The 18,475-nt window shown below is 55.9% G+C and carries 17 protein-coding genes; 8 read left to right on the plus strand and 9 right to left on the minus strand.

Translation table 11 applies throughout. The annotated features are described in order from the left end of the window. Entirely contained in the window at positions 1–417 is a 417-nt protein-coding gene (locus ACSBQV_RS01315) for a hypothetical protein (RefSeq protein WP_099782350.1), read from the minus strand. A 607-nt stretch (positions 418–1,024) separates the two neighbouring features. Between ACSBQV_RS01315 and ACSBQV_RS01320 the strand changes: the two genes are divergently transcribed. The 7 genes from ACSBQV_RS01320 (at position 1,025) to hutU (ending at position 9,475) form a co-directional block, all read left to right on the plus strand. Next, positions 1,025–2,101, plus strand: a complete 1,077-nt coding sequence (locus tag ACSBQV_RS01320) for an LLM class flavin-dependent oxidoreductase (RefSeq protein ID WP_072271514.1) — start codon at positions 1,025–1,027, stop codon at positions 2,099–2,101. 45 nt (positions 2,102–2,146) lie between these two features. Beyond that, positions 2,147–2,761 (plus strand): cysteine hydrolase family protein, encoded by a 615-nt coding sequence (locus ACSBQV_RS01325; protein ID WP_099782349.1) that lies wholly within the window; start codon positions 2,147–2,149, stop codon positions 2,759–2,761. Then, the gene (gene trpD / locus ACSBQV_RS01330) at positions 2,758–3,846 is read left to right on the plus strand and encodes an anthranilate phosphoribosyltransferase (protein WP_099782348.1); all 1,089 of its coding nucleotides are present in this window, start codon (positions 2,758–2,760) and stop codon (positions 3,844–3,846) included. The genes ACSBQV_RS01325 and trpD overlap by 4 nt, the downstream gene beginning before the upstream one ends. Continuing rightward, positions 3,806–5,026, plus strand: a complete 1,221-nt coding sequence (locus ACSBQV_RS01335; RefSeq protein ID WP_099782347.1) for a hypothetical protein — start codon at positions 3,806–3,808, stop codon at positions 5,024–5,026. The genes trpD and ACSBQV_RS01335 overlap by 41 nt, the downstream gene beginning before the upstream one ends. 17 nt (positions 5,027–5,043) lie before the next feature. Beyond that, complete coding sequence (locus tag ACSBQV_RS01340) at positions 5,044–6,276, plus strand: MFS transporter (RefSeq protein ID WP_099782346.1); 1,233 nt, start codon at positions 5,044–5,046, stop codon at positions 6,274–6,276. Between the two features lie 12 nt (positions 6,277–6,288). Then, positions 6,289–7,701, plus strand: coding sequence for a UbiD family decarboxylase (locus ACSBQV_RS01345; RefSeq protein WP_099782345.1), 1,413 nt, complete (start codon positions 6,289–6,291; stop codon positions 7,699–7,701). A 79-nt stretch (positions 7,702–7,780) separates the two neighbouring features. Next, positions 7,781–9,475, plus strand: coding sequence for a urocanate hydratase (gene hutU / locus ACSBQV_RS01350; RefSeq protein ID WP_099782344.1), 1,695 nt, complete (start codon positions 7,781–7,783; stop codon positions 9,473–9,475). Between the two features lie 140 nt (positions 9,476–9,615). Here the strand turns inward: hutU and ACSBQV_RS01355 are convergent, their stop codons facing one another. From ACSBQV_RS01355 to ACSBQV_RS01380, 6 genes are all read right to left on the minus strand, one after another. Further along, positions 9,616–10,488: a hypothetical protein gene (locus ACSBQV_RS01355; protein WP_047026272.1), complete on the minus strand. Its 873-nt coding sequence runs from the start codon at positions 10,486–10,488 to the stop codon at positions 9,616–9,618. A 44-nt stretch (positions 10,489–10,532) separates the two neighbouring features. Further along, the gene (locus ACSBQV_RS01360) at positions 10,533–11,282 is read right to left on the minus strand and encodes a fimbrial biogenesis chaperone (RefSeq protein WP_042784236.1); all 750 of its coding nucleotides are present in this window, start codon (positions 11,280–11,282) and stop codon (positions 10,533–10,535) included. Next, positions 11,282–12,622, minus strand: a complete 1,341-nt coding sequence (locus tag ACSBQV_RS01365; protein WP_047026270.1) for a fimbrial protein — start codon at positions 12,620–12,622, stop codon at positions 11,282–11,284. The genes ACSBQV_RS01360 and ACSBQV_RS01365 overlap by 1 nt, the downstream gene beginning before the upstream one ends. A 27-nt stretch (positions 12,623–12,649) precedes the next feature. Further along, positions 12,650–15,181 (minus strand): fimbria/pilus outer membrane usher protein, encoded by a 2,532-nt coding sequence (locus ACSBQV_RS01370; protein ID WP_099818142.1) that lies wholly within the window; start codon positions 15,179–15,181, stop codon positions 12,650–12,652. Between the two features lie 20 nt (positions 15,182–15,201). Next, positions 15,202–15,924, minus strand: coding sequence for a fimbrial biogenesis chaperone (locus ACSBQV_RS01375; RefSeq protein ID WP_099782342.1), 723 nt, complete (start codon positions 15,922–15,924; stop codon positions 15,202–15,204). Positions 15,925–16,013: 89 nt separating this feature from the next. Further along, positions 16,014–16,547 carry a fimbrial protein gene (locus ACSBQV_RS01380; RefSeq protein ID WP_042784243.1) on the minus strand — a complete coding sequence of 178 codons (534 nt, stop codon included), beginning with the start codon at positions 16,545–16,547 and terminating at the stop codon, positions 16,014–16,016. Positions 16,548–16,922: 375 nt separating this feature from the next. Here ACSBQV_RS01380 and ACSBQV_RS01385 point away from each other — a divergent pair, with 375 nt between their 5' ends. Beyond that, positions 16,923–17,606 (plus strand): helix-turn-helix transcriptional regulator, encoded by a 684-nt coding sequence (locus tag ACSBQV_RS01385; RefSeq protein ID WP_434991405.1) that lies wholly within the window; start codon positions 16,923–16,925, stop codon positions 17,604–17,606. A 1-nt stretch (position 17,607) separates the two neighbouring features. On the opposite strand, the gene ACSBQV_RS01390 is transcribed toward ACSBQV_RS01385, so the two are convergent. Beyond that, positions 17,608–17,784, minus strand: coding sequence for a hypothetical protein (locus ACSBQV_RS01390; protein ID WP_226886060.1), 177 nt, complete (start codon positions 17,782–17,784; stop codon positions 17,608–17,610). A gap of 90 nt (positions 17,785–17,874) precedes the next feature. Continuing rightward, positions 17,875–18,333, minus strand: a complete 459-nt coding sequence (locus ACSBQV_RS01395; RefSeq protein WP_143557034.1) for a hypothetical protein — start codon at positions 18,331–18,333, stop codon at positions 17,875–17,877. Positions 18,334–18,475: the final 142 nt, after the last annotated feature.

Consider the following 18,475-nt stretch of genomic DNA (forward strand, 5'->3'; position numbering starts at 1 on the left):
TTATTGGTAGGTGAGCGCCGTTGAGGTGATCCAGCCACGCTGACCGGCACATTCGCCGGTAATGATGGAGATTTCTTTCCATTCCGCATTGCCGATGTCCATTGCAGCGCTTTTACCTGTCAATGCGACCTGTGTGCCGGCGATGAGCTGGCAAATATGTTTGGTGGGCTCCAACAAGTTACCCATATTGGGTTGAGCAATTAAAGGCATCGGCCGCTTCAGCACTAGCTGAGGCGCCTTTTCACCCGGTGTGTTGGTGATGGTGATATTTCCGCTATTACTACCAATCGTCGTATTCGCGCTGCCATTAACGAACTGACTGCGTGTTTCCGTTGAAGATGAAAAGGCAGAATAACCAGCGAAGAAGGTGCCGATAATTGTGGCTATGCCCGCGAGGATGGGGGGTTTATTTTGCAAGATATTTCTCCAGAGATATTTATTATATTGATGTTTGGTAAATATACCTTTCCCAATAAAATGGATAAAGCGCAAATGAAAATATAATCCATCATATTTAAAAATGCATTTATGTTTAATTATTCACTTGGAATATAACTACAAATGCGTGCCATCCTAATTATTGTATTTGGTTGTTTCCTTATGTTACTAAACCAAGTTGGGGGAAATGTTTCATCTTTCTCACAATCATTCACGCGGGGATGTTTGTTTTTTCTTTATTTAACAGTAAGATTGGCCATTTTTTGTCTCACTTTTGCACACTTCACGTTGCCTCTTTTTTTGAACCAGTAATGTCTTTTTTTCTTCATGGGTAATTGTTATGAATTTGTTATTGATCACAAATTAAGCAATTCCGTGTTGCCATTGACTTGTCTATACAACTATATACTTAAAGGGAAAGTAATGTTCAATAATCATCTTAACTTTTTCAGGTGTTTAATTTTACGACTTAATAATGTCTAAGCATTAATTCATTTTTAATTTGAATGAAATTGATGGGTTGAATATCAATTTACCGTATATCACGTACTAATCGGGATTTTACGCCTCAAGGAGATAATCGAACATGAAACTTGGCGCATTTTTAATGCCGGCACATCCGCGTTATCGCTCGTTGCACGATGGGCATTACCACGATCTTGATACCTTGAGGTTTTTGGACAAAATCGGTTTTGATGAGGCCTGGATTGGCGAGCATTATACGATGCCGGCTGAACCGTGCCCTTCTCCAGATTTGCTCATCGCTCAAGCCATTTTGCAGACTGAGCGCATAAAATTGGCGCCGGGCGCCTTTATGCTGCCGTTTCATCATCCAGCCGAGTTGGCTCATCGCATTTGTTGGCTGGATCATATATCGAAGGGGCGATTAATGGTGGGAATTGGCGCCAGTGGTACCACGTTGGATCTCGACATGTTCGACATAGATCATAAGTCGGGTGTGCATCGGGAGATGACGGCAGAATCGATAGCGATCATGATGCGATTTTGGAATAGCGATGGGCCATTCGAATTTAAAGGTAAGTATTGGACAGCGCGTCGGCCGGCGGATCAGTGGGATAAAACCTCCGGTTATCACCTCAAGCCCTATCAATCACCCCATCCGCCAGTAGGCGTGACCGGCCTTTCACCTTCATCCTCGACGTTGAAGATTGCCGGTCGCAATGGCTGGATCCCTATCAGCTTTTGTTTTACGCCGCAGTATCTCCATACCCATTGGCAAGTTGTTGAAGAGGGCGCCGCATTGAATGGAAGGGTTCCGCCGGCCAGGGATACATGGCGTGTCAGTCGTCCTATTCTGATCGCCGACACAGATGCGCAAGCATGGCGGCTTGCTGTCGAAGGCGAAATGGGACGCTACTTTCGTGAGGATTACTTGCCGATGATCGCCGGCAACAAGGCGCTTGGTTTGTTCAAACATCACCCGGATGTACCCGACAGTGAAGTCACCGTCGAGTATTGCGCCAAGCATTGCTGGCTCCTTGGATCGCCGGAGACGGTACGTGAACGCATAGAAGAAATGCAATCGCTGTCTGGCGGATTCGGTGTGTTGCATGTCATGGGGTTCGATCATTTGGATGAATTGAAACCCGTACGTGAAAGCCATCGCGCATTGCAAGAGATCGTCACGACGTATTTCGCCTGACCCAGACCGAATATCGGCACCGTGCGGTCATTCATGGAGAGAAAGATGCAACGTCAAAAAGCAACTCCGCCCCCCAATCGGACACGTCGATTCGCCGTTTTGGTGATCGATATGCAATACGACTTTCTGGATGAAGATGGTCCTGTTCCTTGCGAAGGAGGGCGGGAGATTATCGCGTCGCTTCAAGTTTTGTTGAGCTTTGCGCGCGGTGCGGGCATCCCGGTGATCTATACCCAGGAAAGTCACCGCGTCAACCGTGTGGACTTCGGCCGGGAGCTTGACTACGGCGAGACACTACATTGCCTCGAAGGGAGTCGTGGCGTTGAGATCATCGCAGACTTATCTCCACAGGTTGGCGATCAGGTATTAATCAAACGCCGTTACAGTGCGTTCTTCGCCACCGACCTGGATCTTCTGCTGCGTGGGATGGGAGTAGATACCGTCGTTCTGACCGGTGTTGCCACGGATGTTTGTGTTCGTGCGACTGCTCAGGACGCCATGCAATTAGATTATCGCGTCATAGTACCGCGCGAGTGCGTCGCGGGGACGCGTCAAGTGCGACATGAGGCGGCGCTTGAGAACATCGGTTATGTATTTGGCAGTATTCAGAGTTTGACTGAGGTTATGAATCTCTTGCGGGTGGGATTGGAGGAGACATGAACGCAACGCTGTCGATAAAACCGCTGGAAGAGCGATTCAGAAACGTCTTGCAAATCTTGGTTGAAAAACGGCTTAGCTTGAGCCGGGAACAGACCCGAGATCTGGTCCAGGCCATGCTGGGACAGCAATTGGATGATATGCAGATCGGCGCGTTGCTCGTCGCTATGGCACAAAAGGGCGAGTCCGCTGATGAGATCGCCGGTGCGGTTGACGCAATAGCGGCACGTTGCCGGCCATTGGTAAGCGGTTTGCCGCTTACGTTGAATATTGGTGGTACTGGAGGAGACCGGAGCGGGACCTTCAATATTTCCACCACGGCAGCCTTGGTTGTGGCCGCAGCTGGCGTGCCAGTGATCAAGCATGGCAATAGTCGCGTGACCAGCGTCAGCGGCAGCAGCGACATGATGTCGGCGTTGGGCATTGATGTTTCGCGCAAGGGTGATGAAGCGTGGCTGCGGCGATCGTTGGCAACGAGCAACTTCGCGTTTCTCTCTACTTCGTCTTGGTATGCGTTTCCTGAACGGCTGACTGCTGTACGGCGCGCTTTGGGGGTTCGTAGCCTGTTTAATCTGAGTGGGTCGTTGGTTCATCCTGCTAACGTGACGCACCAACTGATAGGCGTTGCGCATGCTTCGCTTTTGTATCCCATGGCTGAGGCGCTGGTGAGGTTGGGCAAGGTGACGGCTTTTATCGTACATGGTGCCGGAGATTTGGATGAAGTCAGTTGCCTGGGAGAAACCCAGGTCCTGTGTGTAAGTGATGGCTGTATAGGTCGGTTTTCCGTGCAGCCGGATGATTTTGAGGTCCCTGCCTGTGAATTACGGGCGCTGCGAGGGGGTTCTGCGGAGCGTAACGCGAAAATCTGCCTGGCAGTGCTTAACGGCGAGCGGGGGGCCTATCGCAACGCGACTATAGTGAGCGCCGCGACGGCGCTGGTGTTGGCCGGCAAGACGCACTCCTTTGGCGAGGCGGCGAAACTCGTGCGGCAAGTATTGGATAACGGGCGGGCGTATCAGGTTCTTAAACGATTCAAGGAGACGATGAATGAGAACGAGAGTGAAAGTCTGCGGCATCACGCACCTTGAGGATGCTCTGGCGGCATTAAACGCGGGGGCCAATGCATTGGGGTTCATTTTTTCACAAAGTCCACGTCAGGTTTCGCCCGACGAAGCCCGTTCGATCATTGAACGATTGCCGCCTTTTACTCAGGTGGTCGGCGTGTTTGTCAATGAACCCAGGGAATGGGTGCAAAACATTATATGTTATTGCGGCCTGGCAGCGATTCAGCTTCAGGGTGACGAAACGAATGAGTATTGCCAGGCATTTGATGTCCCGGTCATTAAAAGTTTCCATCTCGAAAGCACTTTGGCTCTGGACAGGATAAACGACTATCAGGTTAGTGCATACCTATTGGACACACAGGTTGAGGGGCTGAGCGGCGGTTCTGGAAAGCCATTCGATTGGAGTTTGTTGAAAAACAAAACATTTGCGCGGCCGGTAATTGTTGCGGGTGGACTGCATGCCGGCAATGTCAGCCATCTGATTCAGCATTGTTTCCCCACGGCCATTGATGTCTGTTCTGGCGTCTCTCGGTCCGCGCGCCGTAAGGACCCTGTGCGACTCCAAACCTTTTTTGACGCTGTCGCCTATGCCGATCGCCTTCGCGTGCAGGCGCCGGCTGAGAGTGGGCAAGAGGACATCCTCAAGGCGTCTTTTGATCGGCAGCCTTTGGTGGAGATTCAGGGGCGGCGGTTTTTGTTGAATGCTCTGACGGAACAGATCCCGGCAACCCCGGCTGAGCTATTGCGTGAAGCAGCCAGGCGAGTCTGCGATGCGGCGCAATTTCCGCCGGGAACCAAGCTGGTGGGGGAGGAAGACAAAGGAGGCGGTTTATTGGCTGCCGTTTCGCTGCTTTCAGGCCTGTCATACGGCATTGCCCGCTGGTACCCATCCGGTCTTGAAGGGCAGGTACAGGTTGAGTTCGATTGCGAATATACCGGCGGCAGTCTCTTTTTGAACGGTGTGGAGCCAGGCGACAACGTTTACATCGTGGACGATCTCATCAGCACCGGTGGAACATTGGTGGGGTTGGTTTGTGCAGTGCGGAAAGCAGGGGCTGATGTATCAGGCATCTTATGTGTGGTGGAAAAACGCAATTATGGTGGAGCCAGGCGCGTGTTCGAGGCGACGGGGATCTCGGTGCAATCGCTTATTGAAGTGGATGTGAGCGGCGAGCATTCGGTCGTTGTCGGCGTTAATTATTAAATAAAAAGGAGGCTGTGATGGTCAAGGAAAGAAAATTCCGCGGTTGGTACATGGTCGGTGCCGTTCATCTTTTGCTGGCGGTTATTTTTGGCGCTGCTTACTCATTCGGGGCATTTTTTACTGCATTACAGGCGAACTTTGACGCAGGGCGTTTTTCTACCGCCTCAATCTTCTCGTTGACGGCGTTAATTTACTACGTCGTCGGCGTATTTTCCGGTACCTGGAGCGATCGTACTTCAGTAAGGACGGTAACCGGCATCGGTATTTTACTGCTTTCTCTGGGCTTTTTGGGCAGTAGCCTGCTGGCGTCGACACTGACGGCGTTTTTGTTCACGTTTTGCCTGTTGGTTGGGGTGGGGGTCGGGTTGGTTTACGTGCCGGCTGTTTCAACCATTCAACGCTGGTTCGTCGTTCATCGAAGTTCGGCTTCCGGCTTAGCGCTGGCTGGCACCGGTTTGGGAACGCTGGTGGGGCCGATGGTGGCTGGTGGGTTGATGCAGCATTTGTCCTGGCAAAGCACCCTACAAGTTTACGCCATCGCTATCGCTGCGCTGGGGTTATCTGCCGCCTTCGTCTTGCGAGGCAGGCCAGAGGACGTGGGAGAATATCCCGATGGGCTTCGTCCCGTAGAGGGGACATCAATACCGGGTTCCGCGTTTAACGGTAGCGTTACGTTGCGAGAAGCGGCGAGACAGGCTCAGTTTTGGTGGTTTTTTATCGCGATATTTTTCGGCTCTATCGGACTATTCCTGGCGTTGGTTCATATTAATCCTTATGCACAGCAACAGGGGCTAAATGCAACGCAGGCCAATCTGCTCATCGGTTTGATCGGCGTGGGCAATATCGGCGGCCGTCTGGTTTTGGGGCGGATAGGCGACCGTATGGGCGCGCGGCGTTTTTTGGTTATCGTCACGTTGATTTTGGCCCTGTTATGCGGTTTTTGGAGTGTGGCGCACAGCTTTACCGCGCTGGCGATTTTCGCGCTGCTGTTCGGCGCGGCCAACGGCGGCTGTATTGCGCTGTACCCGGCAGTGGCCAGTACATGGTTCGGCACCGCCAATCTGGGCGCCATTCTGGGGGCATTGTATATCGCCGTGGGGATCGCCGCCGTTGGCGGGGGCAGCGCCGCCGGTTGGCTGTATGATTTGTATCAGAGTTACACGTTGTCTATTGCGTTGGCCGGCATGGCGGCGCTGCTGTCTGCTTTGGGGATCGTCTTGGCTTCTCGCTGTACTTCCCGGATGGGATGAGGGAGGAGTCAAATGCTATTGCCTAATGACTTGCGCTCTGCCTTGGCGTTGTTGCGGCAAGCAGGGGATGAGATTACCCCGGTGGAGAGATCGATTTCTCCCGAGGTGGAGATGATTGAAGATTTTCTCGATGCCTATCGCCAGCCTGGCGGTTCCTGGTTTGCCGATGAGCAACCGTTACGGCTTTATCGACGACCACCACGGGGCGAGTTTCCCGTTTTGGTGGGGATGTTTGGCAATCGTCGCCGTTGTAGGTTGTTTTTGGATCCCTTCGGACGTTACTCCGCAGACATATCAAATGCTCAGTTGTTGTTGCAGGCGGCGAGTAGGCCGATAGCGCCCAGATTACTGGGCGGGGAGGAACGCAACTTTCACAACGTGCGTAAGCCTGCTGAAATCCTGGCTTTGTTGCCGATTCTACGTTATCTGCAAGATGATCCTGGGCCGACGGTGACCTTGGGGTTGATCTATGCGCACGATAATCGAACCGGAGCCGCGAATTGTTCTTACCACCGAATTACCTTCAAAGAGGATTCGGCGGTGGTGGCGATTGACTCTCGTGGTCACTTACAACACATGCTTTCGACACATCTGGCGCGCGGAGAGCTACTGCCGATTTCCGTCAATATCGGGCTTGATCCGGCCATTTATCTGGCTTCGACATTGACTCGGCCTTGTCTTTCTTACGGTAGCGACGAGTTAGGCGTTGCGGGGGCCCTGCGCGGCAATGCGGTGGAGATTGCGCCATGTCACGCCAATACGGGGCGATATATCGCCCATGCCGAGATCGTTATAGAAGGGATGTTGGGGGCGGAAAAAGAACCGGAGACAGCTGAGGTGGCCGGTTTTTCCTTACCTGAGTATCTCGGTTATCGCTCGCCATGTGGTATGGCCACAACACTGCAGGTTCAGGCGGTAAGCCACCGCGCCGGGGCGATATATCAGACGCTGTCGGGTCCTGGTGTGGAGCAATCCATTCTGCTTGGTTTAGGCCAAGAGTGTTCGCTGCTCGCCCGACTAAAAACAGAGGGGCTTGAGAGGCTGTTTTGTCGAGTCGCGGCTCTGCCTTCCGGCGGCGGTCACTTGCTTACCGTATTGCAAGTCGTTAAACGCGCTTGCAGTGATGACCTGCGCGTTATCGACGCAGCCAAGAGATTGCTCGGTGAGGTGCCGTCACTCAAAAATGTGTTACTGGTGGATGAGGATGTTGACCCTTATTCGGAGCGTGATGTCCTCTGGGCTATGAGTACGCGCGCCCGACTTGAACGCGATATTCATGTCAGCGCTTTGCTGCCCGGCACTTCCCTTGATCCCTCGCAATTGCCGCTCTATGGCGGGAGTGATGCGAATGGGCTCGTCAATAAATGCGTCGTTGATTGTACGGTTCCTTTTAGCTCTCGGCGGCGTTTTCAACGGGCGTTTTAATGTGAGCGGTACGCCTTTCTGCAGCCTGCCTGACCAGGCTGGCGAACCATGATGTCTGTCATGTTGAAGGAGACAAGCCATGACGAATACTCTCGATCCTCGTTTCGATTCCACCCGGACTATTTGTGCTCCCAGGGGCAATCAATTGACCTGCAAAAATTGGCTGACCGAGGCGGCCTATCGCATGATTCAAAATAATTTGGATCCCGACGTCGCCGAAAACCCGCAAGGGTTGGTTGTGTATGGCGGTATCGGTCGTGCTGCTCGCAATTGGCAATGTTACGATCAGATTTTGGCCTCACTTAAAGCGCTCAATGAAGACGAAACTCTGTTGGTTCAATCCGGAAAACCGGTTGGTGTATTCCGCACCCATACCGATGCTCCCCGAGTGTTAATCGCCAATTCTAATTTGGTTCCACAGTGGGCCAATTGGGAACACTTCAGCGAGCTTGATCGCAAGGGATTGTTCATGTACGGGCAGATGACTGCCGGTAGTTGGATCTACATCGGCAGTCAGGGCATTGTGCAGGGTACGTTTGAAACTTTTGCCGAAGCAGGCCGCCAGCACTATGGCGGGGATCTGACCGGACGCTGGATCCTCACCGCCGGGCTGGGGGGGATGGGCGGGGCGCAGCCGTTAGCGGCGACATTGGCCGGCGCGGTTTCGTTGAATATAGAGTGTCAGCAGAGTAGCCTGGATTTTCGTTTGCGTACGCGCTATCTCGATAAACAGGCAAAAGATCTGGATGAAGCTATCGCCTTGATCAAGGCGCACACGGCGGCCGGACAGGCGGTTTCTATAGGCCTGCTGGGCAATGCCGCAGAGGTGTTGCCTGAACTGGTTAAACGCGCGCATGCAGGCGGTATCCGACCCGATCTGGTTACCGATCAGACGTCTGCGCACGACCTGATCCACGGTTATTTGCCGGTGGGATGGAGCGTGGCGCAGTGGAAAGCAGCGCAACGCGATCCGGGGCAGCATGCCAGGTTGGCTGACGCCGCAGCTGCTAGCTGCGCCATTCATGTGCAGGCAATGCTTGATTTCGTTGACATGGGTGTGCCGGCTGTTGATTACGGTAACAATATTCGCCAGGTCGCACGCGATATGGGCGTGGAAAATGCTTTCGATTTTCCTGGCTTCGTACCGGCTTATATTCGCCCCCTGTTTTGCGAGGGCAAAGGGCCGTTTCGCTGGGTGGCGTTATCTGGCGATCCGGAAGATATCTACAAAACGGACGCCAAGGTTAAAGCGCTGTTTCCTGAAAACCAGCATATCCATCGTTGGCTGGATATGGCGCGTGAGCGCATTGCTTTCCAGGGATTGCCGGCGCGTATCTGTTGGTTGGGGTTGGGCGAGCGTCATCTGGCAGGCCTGGCTTTCAACGAGATGGTGCGTAGAGGGGAGCTTAGCGCACCGGTTGTTATCGGCCGAGATCATCTGGATACTGGCTCTGTCGCCAGCCCCAATCGTGAAACCGAAAGCATGAAGGATGGAACCGATGCCGTTTCCGATTGGCCGTTGCTGAATGCATTGCTCAATACTGCGGGCGGCGCTACCTGGGTGAGTTTGCATCATGGTGGCGGTGTGGGGATGGGATATTCGCAGCATTCGGGAATGGTGATCGTGTGCGATGGCAGTGATGAGGCTGACCGGCGGCTTGCTCGGGTGTTGGTCAACGACTGCGGTTCCGGCGTGATGCGCCATGCCGATGCTGGCTATGAGCAAGCCGTTGCTGCCGCGAAAAGGTTTGGATTGAAACTGCCGATGCTTTGAGAATAAGAGCATATTGAGGCTTTATAGCGGTTCTTATCGGGTAGAACCGCTATTTCTCTATAGGATGATTTTTACACCGTATTGCCTGTCTTGTGAGTATTTCACCTCTGGGCATGTGACGATTTAGTCTTGGCGTCAACTTACGGTTTTGCTGTCTGGCCTTCTTGCCAGTTTTGCCAAACGTGTTCAAGCCCGAATTCGACCATCGCGAAATAGAGACTGAAATAACGCTCCGCCATGATGAAAAAAGAACTGTTGAGTTCGATCACCACATTATTGGTGGTGGTCAGCAGGCCGGATTTTTCCGCCGCCTGCAGAATGCGGTTCACGTGAGCGCGAGAGACGGAACACGACTTGGCGATTTTCGCCGAGGAGAGCAGCAGAAAGGGGGAGTCCTGTCGGATACTTTCGATAAACAGCATCAACAACACCATGTGACCTGCGTCTTTGCTGATAAACAGCCCGGACTGTTGCACCAGATCGATCAGGTAGATCTCCTTGAGCATCAGTTGCCCGTAGGCGGCGAAAAAGGTGGGCAGAAAGTCGGGCGCCGCCAGCAGCGCCGCGATGGGCATCTGTGGTGCCAGCGCCTGATAAGGCCGTGCCATTGAGGCGATCAGCGCCTGGGTTTCCGCCAGCGCGTGCGGCGTAGGCTTATAGCGCAACTGGCGTTTGTCATGCTCGCAGGGTTTGACCTCCAGCCGGCGCCCGACCCGTAAAAAGAACAGAAAGGAATCCAGGGAGTTCTCGCTGATCATATTCTTCCCTTTGAAAAAGGCTTTGATGTCTTTCAGCGCGGCGGCGGGCTGGTGGTAATAAATGGACAGGATGGTGGAGCAGATGATGAACCGGCTGTTCCTGAAAATGATTTTGTAAAACAGCGGATGCTTCTTGTAGGTCTCCCTCAATAATTCCCCGTGTTTGACGATAGCGGTGTGAAACGCCGCTGACTGCCTGATGTTGTTGGCCTGTTTCTCCAGATGAAACTGTAGCTGGAATCTGCTTAGACTCATTTTCCCTATTTCCTGTACTTAAAAAAATGCGCTGCTTTTTATCGTTATGGGTTTGCTGTGTATGGCTTGACGATCTGCTGGCCCTGGTCGTTGATGAGGGTGGCCTGAACGGTGGCCCGAGAGGGGAGCGCGGATGCCGAAACGCCGTCGAGGTGATAATCCCGCGAGCTGAATGGCGCGGTCATCATGTCGCTTTCTTGCCGCACCGGGTAATCGCGCCTGTCGGCGTGCACGGCGATGCGCGCGAACGAGAGATAAAACGCCGATCGGTTTTGACAGCGCAGCAGATAACCGTCCGGCGATTTTTGCAGCGTGAATGAGACGGCCTCGGCCGCGTTTTCGGCTTTTCCCTTCAGCGCCCTGGGCCGGTAGAAGATTTTCATCTGGGTGTTCATCGCCAGCGTCACGCGCGACGCCAGCGGCGGCGTGGCCGGCCGGGTGGGCGGGATCTCATACAGGTTAAGCCAGAACACCGACTCTCTGTCGGCGGGCAGGTTCGCGCCGGCAAACAGGATCCGCAGCCCTTTCAGCGCCGAAGGCTGCAGCGCGAATACGCTGGGCAGGGCGACAAACGGCGCGCGAGACAGTTCGGGGGCGGCGTTGACGTCACCGTTATCGACCCAGGTTTGCGCCACGATCGGGTAGCCGTTGGTGTTGAGCAGCATCAGGGTTTTTTCCGTCTCGCCCTCGTGAAAGATCACCCGCGTGGCGGAGGCGATGATGCCCGCCTGCGCGCCGATGGAGGCCAGCGCCAGCAGCAGGGCGCATCCCATAATCAGGTATTTCTTTCTCATCATTGCACCTTAACCCAGACGTAGGCCCTGGCGTCCACCTTGCCGGCGGTGACGGTTTGGCCAGGCAGCCGGGCGAGCGTGGCGGTGAGCTGGGTGGTGTAGTGGGTAAACCCCGCTGCGGTGCTGCCGCCGCCGCTGGCGCCGTTGAGCACCGGATACCAGCCTGCGTCGCTGCCCTGCGGGCATTGCCCGGCGCTGCAGCGTGCCCAGCCGACAAAGTTCATCGGCGCGCCGTTGCCGGCGTTGGCGAGCGCGATGCCCACGCCGGTGGCGACGCTGCTGTCGGTGCCGTAGCCGCTGGAGAGCAGGTAGCTCACGCCGCCGTTGGCGCTGACCAACCCGAGCCGCTGCGCCGCGACATAGCTTTCATACGGCACCTGCAGGCCGAGGGCGGTATTGTTGCTGCTGACGCCGGACACGGCGGCGTTGTCGCATTCGATATTGAGGGTGAACTGCGCCTGCGAGGTTTGCCCGGCGGTCAGTTGGCTGACGGAGAGGGTCGGCAGGATCACCAGCGGCGTGACGTTGCGCGCCACGCAGGTGGCGGTATAGGTCAGCGAAGAGATCGGTGCAGTGCCCATGCCCATCGCGTTCCAGCGCCCGGTGCCCCAGGTGGCGTAGTTGGTGGCGGAGTCGCTGCCGATAGGATCCGAGGCGATGCCGGGCCCCTGAAAGGTGACATAGCCGTTCGGCTGCGTGCAGGTATAGTTCGAATTGCCGGTGGTCGACGCCATGCCCACCAGCGGGTTGCCGGCGCTGTAGCCGCAGTAGTTGCTGGCGCCCGCGCCCGGCAGCGAGCTGATGCGGATCAGATCGGCGCGGATGGCGCTGAAGTCTTTCACCCGGATCTGGATTTTGTTGCCGACGGTGGCGTAGCGGGTAATCGGCGCCGACTGCCAGTAACGGGTAAAAACCTTGCCGGAATCCAGATGGGTCAAACGAATGCCGACGTAAGGGAAGTAGGTGGCGTAATAGTTGGGGTTGCCGTCCCTGGCGCCCAGATCGTAATAGCCGCCGACGCGATCGTCGCCGTTGGTGGCGAAGACTTCATAAATTTGCCCAACATCGCCGGCATCGCATTCATACAGCACCTTGTTTGGGTCGGGATAGCGGGTGCCAGAGGTCAGATCGAACACGCTGGTGCCCAGCGGCGTGCCGACGGGCTGCAGATAGGTGCTGGTCAGGTTGACCCGACCCAGCGCCGTGCCCACCCCGCAAGGATCGCAGCCAGAGTCGATCCAGGGGGCGACGCGCGTGCATTGCGCCAGCGCCGCGGGCGCGCCGAACAGCGACAGGGCGAACAGCGCCGGGGCGGCGACCAGATAAGAAATGCGTTTCATCGTCTCTCCTGAGATAAGTTAAACGGGTTAGCGGCACGGAGCGCTGAGCCGCTGAATCGGGCTGTCTTCCGCGGCGGGCAGGCGATAGTGCAGCGTGCACTGCTGGCCGGGCGCGTCGCCCCAGTTCAGCATCAGCGTGCCGGCATTCCGGTCGCTGCGCAGATACACCTGATTGGCCTGGCCAACCATGCCTACGCTGTTGCCCGCGTTGTCCAACACGTTGGCGCCCATCGGGATCGGCGCGTTGTCGGGACGCTGTGCGGTAATCAGCAGCGCCTGGCCGCGCACGGTGTTGAAGCGCAGGCGCACCGTGGCGCCGGCGTACGGGGCGATGCGTTGCTGGCCGTCCTCCAGTTCCGCTTTATCATTCATGCCCTCGGGGTTCAGCGCGACGGTGTTGTAGTGATAGGGCACCAGCGCCGGCGCCAGCGCATAGCCGAAGCGATCGACGCGCGCGCCTTGGCCGCCCATCACCTGCGCGCCGTTGGCGCCGGGCGCCTCTATCAGGGCGAAGGTGTCACCGACATACGGCCCTAATGTCACGCCGCCGCGGTGCGCCACCACCGCGCCCTGCAGCGACAGTGAGCCTTGTCGATACTGGCGCGCGGTGGAGAACGAGCCGGTGACGTTGGCGTAAGGCAGGCGGGTTTGCAGGTTGCCGCCCCAGATGCTTTGTTGGCGATCGTCGTCGGTGGTGAAGTTCAGGCCGTAGCTGACCGGCTGTTCGTCGCCGACGCTGCCCGACAGCGCAGCCTGATAGTTGCCGCCCTGACCCTGGCTGTGGTTGGCCAGCAGCGAGACGCTGGGGGCGGATGACGAACGCCCGAGCGGGAAGCTGAGCGACAGGGCGGTGACGGTTTGCGTGTTCTGCGCCAGCGGCGCGCTGTAGACGTTATCCAACGGCCCGTAGCCGCGATAGTCGCCGTTGCTGTAGCCCAGGCTGCGGGTGCGGGTGACGGAGAGGTTAAGTGCCACGCCGTTGCCGAAGGTTTTCCCCCAGCCCAGCTGGAGCTGATTGTCGCGGCCGCGCTGATCGCGGTAGTCCTGGGTCGAGCCGGACATCGTCAGGCTGCCGAACGCGCCCATGCCCTGATTGACGGCCACCTCGAAACGCGAACGCTGGCGGTAGGAGTCGGATTGCCAGCGTTGGCCGGTGACGGCGGCGCGCCGCACGCCGAGCACGTCGCTGAGATCGCGGAAGCCTTCGGTGGAGTAGCGGTAGCCGGCGATGGATAAGGTGGTGTCCGTCGGGCTGAAGGTTCGGCTGTAAGAGAGATGCAGCATCCAGCCTGAGGCGCCGCCGTCCGGCAGGCTGGCGTGGGAATAGGTGGTGTCCATGCCGAAGGCGCCCAGTTCGCTGCTGTACACGCCGCCCAGCATCATCGCCTGATAGCCGTCCGCCAGCTGGTTGCCGACGTTGAAGGTCAGGGCGTTGGTCAGGCCGTGTTGCCAGGTCAGTTCGCTGAACAGATCGTTATCGCCGACGTAGCGGGAACGGCCGACGATGGCGGAGTAGCGCGACTGGCCGGGGCGGATGGATTCCGGCACCGCGGCGAACGGCACGGTGAAGGTGCTGACGCTGCCGTCGGCCTCGGTCACCACCACGGTCAGATCGCCGGCGTAGTTGGTGGCGTACAGATCGTTGATGGCGAACGGCCCCGGTGCCACGGTGGTTTCGTACAGCGTGCTTTTACCCTGCAGCACCGTCACGCGCGCGTTGCTTTTCGCCACGCCGCGCACCACCGGCGCATAGCCGCGCTGTGAATCCGGCAGCATGCGATCGTCCGAGCTGAGCTGAATGCCGCGAAAGCCCAGGCCGGAAAAGAAGTGACCGTCGGTAAAGCCTTCGCCCAGCAGCATTTCGCTGCGCCAGGGCAAGATCGCGCGCTGCACGTAGCGGCGGCTGGTGTCCAGGTGGCCGCCGAACTCCCGATCGTAGCGGTAGCTGGATTGCTGGCGGTAGCGCCAGAGCCCGAGGTTGAACCCGCCGTTCAGGTTGGCGTAGGTCGAGTCGAGGTCGCGGGTTTGCCCCTGTCGGTAGCTGACGTGGTACTGGTTGAGGTTGTAATTGACGAAGACCATCGATTCGCCGCCGTCCAGGCTGGCGGGATTGACGCTGCCGCGCGGCTGGCCGTTCAACAGCGCCTGCGGAATGCTCAGATCCAGGCGCAGCCGCGAGATATCGGCGTTCACCGTGATGTCCTTCAGATCCCGGCCGGGCAGCAGGCATGCCGTTTCGGCCGACGGCGGATTTTTCAGCCCGAAGCGCGTCAGCTGCGCGCGATCGAAACAGGGCAGCACCTGCTTGCCATCGCGCACGAAACGAATTTGATCGCGCTCGAGAAACTGGCCGTTGAGGTACAGATCGATCTGATAGCTGCCGGGGGCGACGGCGTCCTGTTGGTTGAATTGACTCAGGGCGCTGTTGCTCAGCACGCTGCCGCGCAGCAGCGCGGGATCGAAGGTGTAGCCATCGGCGGCGGCGCAGCCCAGCGGCAGCGCCAGCAGCGCGCAACACCAGCGTGCGGGAAGCGGCGTCGCCTTGCGAGCATCGAACATGAAAACCTCCCTGTCTGGTTTCAGCGCGCGACGTTCAGGGTGCGTGTGATTTCCACCCCATAGTCATTGATGACGCGCAGCGCGATCTGCCGCACCTCACCGTTCACCGGCCAGCTGGCCTGCGAAAACGGCGGGATCAGGTCCGCCTGCGGGATCGCGGTGCGTTTTGCGCCGCTGAGTATCGTGGCCTGGCTGACGTTGGCGTAGTAGCCGGTCGGGTTATCGACGCGCAGCGCGTTGCCGACCTGGCGCAGGCTGAGCTTATCGATGACGTGGTTGGCGTCGCCGGCCAGCCCGGCCGGGCGATAGAACACTTTCAGGCGATTGGTGACCACCAGCAGCAGTTTGTTCTTGTCGCTGTCCGTCTGACGCACGGCGGGCACCTGCAGGAAGTTGAGGTAGAACAGCGATTCGCGATCGCGCGGCAGCGGCTGGCCGACGAACGACAGCCGCACCATCTGCCCGCTGTGCGGATTCATGCGGAAGATTTGCGGCGAGGCGACAAAAGGCGCGTCGGCGTTTTCCGGCGTGGACTTGGGGTTATTGATATCGAGCCAGATCTGCATCAGCGCCGGGGCGCCGTCGTCATTGGTGAATTGCAGCGTTTTTTCCCGCGCCTCGGCGGGGTAGATCACGCGATTGCCGAGCAGCGTGACGCTGGCCGACGCGTAGCTGGCGGCAAAACTCATCAGGCAAAACGATAGGGCGGCCCAACGGCGGGCGTAACGGGTTATCTGCTGCATAAACGTGAACCGATAAAGGGAGCGAGTCATTCAGCGCCGTCCGCGAAGGAACGGCGCTGTCATCAACAGGTATGGCGCCTGACGCCGGCTTATCTGTAGGTAATGGCGAACTGTGCGGTGGCGATCACCGAACCTGCCGCTACGCCGGTATCTTCCGCGTAGTAGCGAGCCACCAGGTTCTGCGAGGTGGACGTGGCGTCTTTCGCCAGCGTCATCGCCGACGTGGTGACGGTAGAGCCGCTGGCGAATGACAACGGCGTAGTGGCGTCGCTGTCCAGCAGTTGAATGGAAACCTTGGCCGCATCGCCCGCGTTGCCCAGGTTGCCGTTAACTGTCGGGTTGTTGCCCGCCAGCACGGTTTTGATCGCCGTATCGCTGGTTGCCGCCGCACAGCCCGTGACGTTAACGGTAAAGGTGGTGTCGCCGGCGGTGGCGCCTTTGGTGGCGAGCTGGCTGGCGGCGACGGTCGGCAGCAGAACAACCGGGTTGGATTGGTTGCCGTTAATATTCACCGAACAGGTTTGCGTGCTGACTTCGCCTTTAAATTGCACCGTATTGGACGAGGCGGCCGCACAGGCGCCGGAGAGAGCCAGCATGGATAATGCGACTAATTTAACATTCATGTGAAATGCCCTTTAATTTACTTTAGAGAAAAGCTTTCCTGACAGTAATAATTTACTGACGTGCGGTTGTTGATTAATCATGTTGCGCAATTGTTTTTTAAACGCGTCGGCAAACATGGATTTTCATCCTAACAAACTAAGAATTTTCCCTATAGATATTTTGAATAAGGCAATAAGGTGGTGGCTCCTGTTGTTACATTTGCTTTCATTTTTGCTTATATCATACAAAATAGAAAATAGATCTATATCATTGCGTTGCATTTTTATTGAATTGTCAGTTTTTGCGAATGAAATAATTTGAAACATTCATGCCTTTTTTGCGTATTAATCAAAGCGCTGGCTGTTGCGTGATTATTTGAAAAACATGTTATCAAGATGTTTTATATCGGTGTGCTTTGCAGGCGAATTACCCCAAAAAAGAGCAGCGACAAGCCGCCTGAGGTGTGGAAGCATACTTTTACGCTGATAAGGAGAATTAAAGTGAGAGTGATTTATATCGACGGTTCACCGCTGTGCCGTTTGGGGATGAAAAAATTATTGGGAGAAGGAGTGATAACCTTATCCTCGCCCAATATTAATATTATTAAAAATATAAGCCCCGCGCCTGATTTAATTATTATGGATTTCCCCCATGAAATTTATCGGTTCGAAGCGTATTTGCGATTTATTCACGCCTCACGTGCTGAATATGAAGGCGTCCGGATACTGTTCTTCGTCGATAAGACTTCGCCGCTGATCCTGGCGTTTATCGCGGCGGCGCAGCCGGATGCGATTTTGCACAAACGGGAAGCGTTGCAGGTGGTGCAGGAGACCTGCGCGGCGCTGAGCCGCCGGGAAAAGGCGGGCGAACGGCGCGCGCTGAACAGGCATCGGGCGGCGGCGATCACGCCCGGCGAGGCGGCGGTGCTGTGTGAAACGGCCCGTACGGAAGATATCCGCCTGACCGCGCGGCGGCTGAATTTGCACCCGAAAACCGTTTATTCGCACCTCAACAATGCCGGCAAGAAGTTCGGCATCCGCAATCGGGTGGAATTGCTGAAGATGATTGCGCTGCTGTAGATCACAACGAACGGGCTTGGCCGACGGCCAGCCGCCATTGCGTCATTTCGTCGGCGCCCGGCCCGGCCGCCAGCGCCAGGTTTTGCGCCGGCAGCGATTCGCCGGTCACGCTTGCGGGGGAGACGTGGTGCAGCGAAAATCGATCTTCGGTGTAGTCGGGGAAGTTTAGAAGAGTCATAGAAATCCACGCAAAGCGTGTATTTTTGTGGGCGTTTTCTGCGCAGGGATTGCGTCAAAGGTTCGGATTTATGAATCCTTATGGAGGGACTCACTGTAATCGTATGAGCATTTTTGCCGATTCATGATGCACATTCACCCTTCTATGATGGAAAAGACGAAGAGCTACTTTAAGGCTAAAAGAATGAATGAACAAAGTTGGCCTGTAACTCACTTGCTCACATGCAAATTGTTCTGATTGTAAGAATGCCTGTAATTTTTCTACATTGCTCTTTCTCACCATATGAGTTTCAAAACTAACATATTGATAGCCTTCACTCTTGAGTTGCCTCAACAGCGAACGAAATCCTAAGAAGATGCTCGCGGCAGCTATATCACCTGTCGGACATTTCGTTGCTCTCATGTGAATAGTACATCTATTGGATTTTTGCTTCTTTACAACAAAATAACCATAGTGCTTTGTGTGTAATCTCATCCAAATGAGGTAAGTTGCTGTTATCACCAGAGCGGTAGTTAACACAACAATGGGTAAATCAAATTTATCGTTCATATAATCTCCTTAGAAAAAGGAGATAACGGCAGTCCATGGGATTTCTTTAAAAAACCAAGAGTAAGAATGCCCATGCATCTATGATTTTCTCGTCAATCAGAAAGTGGTGATGCTTGAGAGTGGCAAGAGTTCTTATAGGACT

The organism is Serratia sp. B501, assembly GCF_051172315.1.
GTDB classification, from domain to species: domain Bacteria; phylum Pseudomonadota; class Gammaproteobacteria; order Enterobacterales; family Enterobacteriaceae; genus Serratia; species Serratia ureilytica.

Bases quoted from the DNA above. Each gene is read 5' to 3' on its own strand.
- ACSBQV_RS01385 (WP_434991405.1), top strand. From the start codon at position 16,923: ATGTTTTATATCGGTGTGCTTTGCAGGCGAATTACCCCAAAAAAGAGC.
- ACSBQV_RS01325 (WP_099782349.1), top strand. From the start codon at position 2,147: ATGCAACGTCAAAAAGCAACTCCGCCCCCCAATCGGACACGTCGATTC.
- trpD (WP_099782348.1), top strand. From the start codon at position 2,758: ATGAACGCAACGCTGTCGATAAAACCGCTGGAAGAGCGATTCAGAAAC.
- ACSBQV_RS01340 (WP_099782346.1), top strand. From the start codon at position 5,044: ATGGTCAAGGAAAGAAAATTCCGCGGTTGGTACATGGTCGGTGCCGTT.
- ACSBQV_RS01395 (WP_143557034.1), bottom strand. From the start codon at position 18,333: ATGAACGATAAATTTGATTTACCCATTGTTGTGTTAACTACCGCTCTG.
- ACSBQV_RS01335 (WP_099782347.1), top strand. From the start codon at position 3,806: ATGAGAACGAGAGTGAAAGTCTGCGGCATCACGCACCTTGAGGATGCT.
- ACSBQV_RS01390 (WP_226886060.1), bottom strand. From the start codon at position 17,784: ATGACTCTTCTAAACTTCCCCGACTACACCGAAGATCGATTTTCGCTG.
- ACSBQV_RS01365 (WP_047026270.1), bottom strand. From the start codon at position 12,622: ATGAAACGCATTTCTTATCTGGTCGCCGCCCCGGCGCTGTTCGCCCTG.
- hutU (WP_099782344.1), top strand. From the start codon at position 7,781: ATGACGAATACTCTCGATCCTCGTTTCGATTCCACCCGGACTATTTGT.
- ACSBQV_RS01380 (WP_042784243.1), bottom strand. From the start codon at position 16,547: ATGAATGTTAAATTAGTCGCATTATCCATGCTGGCTCTCTCCGGCGCC.
- ACSBQV_RS01355 (WP_047026272.1), bottom strand. From the start codon at position 10,488: ATGAGTCTAAGCAGATTCCAGCTACAGTTTCATCTGGAGAAACAGGCC.
- ACSBQV_RS01370 (WP_099818142.1), bottom strand. From the start codon at position 15,181: ATGTTCGATGCTCGCAAGGCGACGCCGCTTCCCGCACGCTGGTGTTGC.
- ACSBQV_RS01345 (WP_099782345.1), top strand. From the start codon at position 6,289: ATGCTATTGCCTAATGACTTGCGCTCTGCCTTGGCGTTGTTGCGGCAA.
- ACSBQV_RS01360 (WP_042784236.1), bottom strand. From the start codon at position 11,282: ATGAGAAAGAAATACCTGATTATGGGATGCGCCCTGCTGCTGGCGCTG.
- ACSBQV_RS01320 (WP_072271514.1), top strand. From the start codon at position 1,025: ATGAAACTTGGCGCATTTTTAATGCCGGCACATCCGCGTTATCGCTCG.
- ACSBQV_RS01375 (WP_099782342.1), bottom strand. From the start codon at position 15,924: ATGCAGCAGATAACCCGTTACGCCCGCCGTTGGGCCGCCCTATCGTTT.